This window comes from uncultured Sphingomonas sp., assembly GCF_937859915.1.
Classification (GTDB): Bacteria; Pseudomonadota; Alphaproteobacteria; order Sphingomonadales; family Sphingomonadaceae; genus Solisphingomonas.
In genome coordinates, this window is record NZ_CALMAW010000058.1 from 1 (window position 1) to 5,021 (window position 5,021).

Consider the following 5,021-nt stretch of genomic DNA (forward strand, 5'->3'; position numbering starts at 1 on the left):
GGCCACGCCGGTCGATGACGCCGTCGCAGCGCCCGCGCCGCGCCGCGCCCGTCGCAAGAAGGTCGTCGAGGAGGCGCCTACGGCCGAGGAGCCGGTCGCCGCAGAGCCCGTCGCTGCCGCCCCGGAGGAGGCGCCTGCGCCGAAGCCGCGCCGCTCGCGTAAGAAGGTGGTGACGGCGGACGCACCCGCCGCGGAGGCGGAAGCCGCGCCCGTTGCGGCGCCGGTCGCAACGCCGATCGAGTCGGCGCCCGTGGCCGACGCTGCGCCCACCGACGGTGGCGATGCCGGCGAGGAGCAAGCCGACGACGGCACGCCGCGCCGTGGCTGGTGGCAGCGGACGTTCGGCGCCTGATCGATCGCCTGATCGTTCGGTTGTGATCCCCTCGGCCCGTTCGCGCGCATCCGCCTTCAGCGCGGGTTCAGCGGATCGGGCCGAGGGGACTATCGCGATCGCCACCGGGGCCCGATGCTTGTGAACCCTCTTCGCCCGTTCGTCCCGAGCCTGTCGAACGGCCGCTCTCTTTTTCGTGCGACGGCGCTCGAGCGAAACGGGCTTCGGCAAGCGCGGCCCGATCGCGGCCGTCGCCGACGCGATACGATCCGCGGCCTGTGCCGTGTCCTCATCGTCCTTGTCATGGGACTCCTGCTTACCGCGCGTCCGGCGCTAGCGCAGGACGACGAGCAGGTGCTGCGCGACACCGAGACCGAGGCCTTCTTCCACGACATTGCGACCCCGCTCGCCAAGGCAGCGGGGCTCGACACCAGCAAGGTGCAGGTGATCCTGCTGTCCGATCAGTCGATCAACGCCGGCGCCACCTCGGGCCAGCTGGTCGGCGTCAATGCCGGCACGATCTTCGCGGCCGACAATGTGCTCGAGCTGCAGGGCGTGATCGCGCACGAATTCGGCCATCTGGCCGGCGGCCATGTGCCGCTATCGGGCGACAATTACGGCAAGTTCGGCAAGATCAGCATCCTGTCGCTGCTCGCCGGCGTCGCGGCGATCGCGGCGGGTGCCCCCGAGGCGGGGATGGCGGTGATGGGCGCGGGCACGCAGGTCGCACAATCGAGCGCGCTCGCCTTCTCGCGGTCGCAGGAGGCCAGCGCGGACGCCGCCGGCGCCTCCTATCTTAAGGCCGCGCATCTGTCGGGCGCGGGCATGCTCAGCTTCTTCGGCAAGCTCAAGACCGAGGAATATCGGCTGTCGCCGGCCGACGAGGCGATCAACCCGTTCATGCAGGACCATCCGATGTCCGCCGAGCGCCAGCTGACGCTCGAGAAGGACGTCACCAGCTCGCCGTATTACCATGTGCCGGTCGACCCGGCGCTGCAGGCGCGCTTTCTCCGGATCAAGGCCAAGCTGCAGGGCTTCCTGCTCGATCCGACGACGGTGATGCGCAAATTTCCGGAGAGCGACCAGTCGGTGCCCGCCCATTATGCCCGCGCCTATGCCTGGCATCGCGGCGCCTATCCCGACAAGGCTGACCAGGAAGCCGACGCGCTGCTGCGCACCGCACCGCTGGATCCCTATTTCAACGAGCTCAAGGGCCAGATGCTGCTCGAAAACGGGCATCCCAAGGAGTCGCTCGCGCCGCTGCGCATCGCGGTCGCGCAGTCGAGCAGCGCGCCCCTGATCTCGGCGATGTTCGGCCATGCGCTGCTTGCCACCGACGATCCGAAGAACTTCGCCGAGGCGGAGCGCGTGCTCAAGGTCTCGGTCGACAAGGACCGCGAGGATCCGCTGGCCTGGTATGCGCTCGGCACCGTCTATGCGCAGCGCGGCGACGAGGTGCATGCGGCGCTCGCCACCGCAGAACGCTATGCGATGGGCGGCGACGACCGGCTGGCGCGGCAGAATGCCGAGCTCGCGATGCGCGGCCTGCCCGAGGGCAGTATCGACTATCTTCGTGCCGAGGACATTGCGGTGACCTCGCGCAACAATCTCGACGACAAGGTCAGGCACCGAAAATGAACGGCAGGAATCTAGCGGGCGGTCTCACCGCGGCGGCGGTGGGCGCGCTCATCGCCGTGGTCGCGGTGGAGGGATTCGATCGCGCGGGCGCGCCCGACCCGGCGGCGACCGGCGCGATCGTGCACAGCTATCTGCTCGATCATCCCGAGGTCATCACCGAGGCGATGGACCGCCTTCAGGACAAGCAGACCGGCGCGCTGATCGACGCGCACCGGACCGCGATCGAGACGCCGTTTGCGGGCGCGATCGCGGGCAACCCCAAGGGCGATGTCACGCTGGTCGAATATTTCGACTATGCCTGCGGCTATTGTCGCGCGACCGTCGGCGACGTCGACAAGCTGGTCGCCAGCGATCCGGGCGTGCGGGTCGTGTTCAAGGAGCTGCCGATCCTGTCGCCGTGGAGCGCCGACGCCGCCAAGCTCAGCTTGGTGGCAGCGCAAGCGGGCAAGTTCGTGGCCTTCCATCATGCGCTTTACGGCGCGGGGCCGCTCGATGCGGGCAAGGTGGCGCAGGCGGGCACAGCCGCGGGACTTGATGCGCACTCCGCCGACAGTCCGGCGATCGCCGCCGAGATCGCGACCAACCTCGAAACCGCGCGCGCGCTGCGGCTGTCGGGGACGCCGAGCTTCGTGGTGGGCAACCAGTTGCTCGCCGGCGCGGTCGGGTACCAGGGGCTCAAGGACGCGGTCGACAAGGCGCGAGCGGCGAAGAAGGCTTAGCCCGCTTCCCCTACATCCCAGGTGGCGTCAAACCGCCGGGTTCGGCAGCGCTTCCCCCGCGAAGAACGCCTTGAGATTGGCCACTAGCATCCCGGCCATCTTTTGCACCGCCTCCTGCGTCGCGCCGGCGGTGTGCGGGGTGAGCACCGTGTTCGGCACGTCCGCCCAGCGCGATGCCGCGGTCGGCTCGGATGCGAACACGTCGAGCGCCGCGCCGCCGAGCGTGCCATCCTTCAGGGCCGCAATCGCAGCGTCCTCGTCGACGAGCTGACCGCGGGCGACGTTGACGAGCAGGCCGTCCTGACCCAGCGCGGCGATCACCTCGGCCGAGATCAATCCGACATTGCCCGCATGCGCCCGTGCTGCGACGACGAGAATGTCGCTGTCCCTGGCCAGGTCGACGAGACCGTCGGCGCGCGGCCACGCGGCATCGGGCTTGGGAGTGGGGCCCCACCAGGCGACGTCCATCCGCATCGCCGCGCCCCGCCGTGCCACCGCGCGACCGATGCCACCGAGGCCGACGATCCCGAGCCGGGCGCCGCCGAGCGACCGCGTCAGCGTCTTGGCGCGGGCATGCCATTCGCCGGCGCGCAGCATCCGGTCGCCCGAGACGATCGCGCGGCGGTGCCCGACGATCAGCCCGATCGCATGATCGGCGACATCCTCGTCGTTCGCGTCCTGCGCGTGGCTGACCAGCAGGCCGCGCGCCGTCGCCCAGGCGACGTCGATCCCGTCATAGCCGACCGTGAAGCAGGCGATCAGCCCGAGCTTGGGCATTCGGTCGACCAGCGCGCGATCGACCGCGAATTCGCCCGCGACGATGATCGCGCGGACATCGGCGAGCTGCGCATCGGTCGGGTCGTCCCACAGCGACAGGACGGCATAGTGGCCGGCGAGCAGTGCGGCGATCGCCGCCAGATGCGGTTGCGCGACGAGGAGCGTGGGACGGTCGGTCATGCGTCGCATGTAGGGCGTCGCGGACGGCCGCGCCATTCTGTCTGCATAGCGTCATCTCCGACAAGACTGCTATCCCAGGCGACGCGCGCTACCGCATGCCGCAGTCAGGGCGAGCCAGGTCGGGATGTCGGCAGGGGCGCACGCGGCTCCTAGCCGACCCGATTCGCCAGCCATCCGTAGAGGAACGCCTCGTCCGCCGGCCGCTGTTCCGCGAGCGCGAGATAGCGTTCGCCCTGGAGCGCATCGAGCGCCTTGACCAGGACTGCCTGCGCGCCGGTCCTGCGTACGTGCAGGAACGCCTTCAACGCCGCGAGCGCGGCAGGATCGATCGCACCGGCGGCGGGGATGTCGCGATAGTCCGCGCCGCCGCGATTGAGCGCATTGAGCGCGCGGCGCAGGAAGCCGGCGGCCGTGCCGACCCCCATATTGACGCCGGTGTCGAACAGCTCGGCGGCGACCAGCGGCGCCACGGCCGCCACCTGATCGAGTCCGGGCGCTGTCCAATAGTCGGCGTGGTAGATCGCGACCGCGGTAACGCGCGGCAGCCGCGCCATCGCGCCGGTATAGCCGTGCGCATGCGCCACCGCCTGGGTGATGCCGAAGCAGGTCGGGCCGCCCTTGTCGGCCGGGTTGGCGACATAGCCGCCCTCGCGGGCTATCAGCTCGTCGATGAGGTCGGTCGGGTCCATCGCAAGGCTCCATCCAAGAGGAGCCGAATCAGATAACCAAAAAGGTTCGTGTAGGAAAACGTATTTTTGCGGAGATCCACGAATTTTCGATCCGCTTCCGAACGCCACGAGAAAGGCCGCCCCGATCGCGAGATCGAGGCGGCCTCTACGCGCCGGGTAGCGATCGAACGGTTAGGCGACCTGCGTTGCTGCCACATCCTGCGGATCGCGCAGCACATAGCCGCGGCCCCACACCGTCTCGATGTAATTCTCGCCTTCGCAGGCCAGCGACAGCTTCTTGCGCAGCTTGCAGATGAAGACGTCGATGATCTTGAGCTCGGGCTCGTCCATCCCGCCATAGAGGTGGTTGAGGAACATCTCCTTGGTCAGCGTCGTGCCCTTGCGCAGCGAGAGCAGCTCGAGCATCGCATATTCCTTGCCGGTCAGATGCACGCGGGCATTGTCGACCTCGACCGTCTTGGCGTCGAGATTGACCTGCAGCTTGCCGGTCTTGATCACCGACTGGCTGTGGCCCTTCGAGCGGCGCACGATCGCATGGATGCGCGCGACCAGCTCCTCGCGGTGGAACGGCTTGGTGACATAGTCGTCGGCACCGAAGCCGAGCGCCCGCACCTTGCTTTCCATCTCGGCGATGCCGGACAGGATCATCACCGGCGTCTGCACCTTGGCGACGCGCAGCTTCTTGAG

At 68.8% G+C, this 5,021-nt stretch carries 5 protein-coding genes and 1 pseudogene; 3 read left to right on the top strand and 3 right to left on the bottom strand.

What is annotated here, in order from left to right; genetic code table 11:
* The 3 genes and pseudogenes from Q0326_RS08085 to Q0326_RS08095 all read left to right on the top strand — a co-directional run.
* A pseudogene (locus Q0326_RS08085) lies at positions 1-352 on the top strand (ribonuclease E/G); the annotation flags it as partial.
* Between the two features lie 282 nt (positions 353-634).
* Complete coding sequence (locus Q0326_RS08090) at positions 635-1,969, top strand: M48 family metalloprotease (protein ID WP_298688981.1); 1,335 nt, start codon at positions 635-637, stop codon at positions 1,967-1,969.
* Positions 1,966-2,688 (top strand): DsbA family protein, encoded by a 723-nt coding sequence (locus Q0326_RS08095; RefSeq protein WP_298688983.1) that lies wholly within the window; start codon positions 1,966-1,968, stop codon positions 2,686-2,688. Before Q0326_RS08090 ends, Q0326_RS08095 begins: the two co-directional genes overlap by 4 nt.
* 27 nt (positions 2,689-2,715) lie before the next feature.
* Here Q0326_RS08095 and Q0326_RS08100 read toward each other — a convergent pair whose 3' ends face one another.
* The 3 genes from Q0326_RS08100 to Q0326_RS08110 all read right to left on the bottom strand — a co-directional run.
* Positions 2,716-3,645: an NAD(P)-dependent oxidoreductase gene (locus tag Q0326_RS08100; protein ID WP_298688985.1), complete on the bottom strand. Its 930-nt coding sequence runs from the start codon at positions 3,643-3,645 to the stop codon at positions 2,716-2,718.
* 149 nt (positions 3,646-3,794) lie between these two features.
* On the bottom strand, positions 3,795-4,334 hold the full coding sequence (locus tag Q0326_RS08105) for a glycosyl hydrolase 108 family protein (protein WP_298688987.1): 540 nt from the start codon (positions 4,332-4,334) through the stop codon (positions 3,795-3,797).
* A gap of 171 nt (positions 4,335-4,505) precedes the next feature.
* The coding region (locus Q0326_RS08110) for a response regulator transcription factor (protein ID WP_298688989.1) at positions 4,506-5,021 on the bottom strand (516 nt) is incomplete at its 5' end.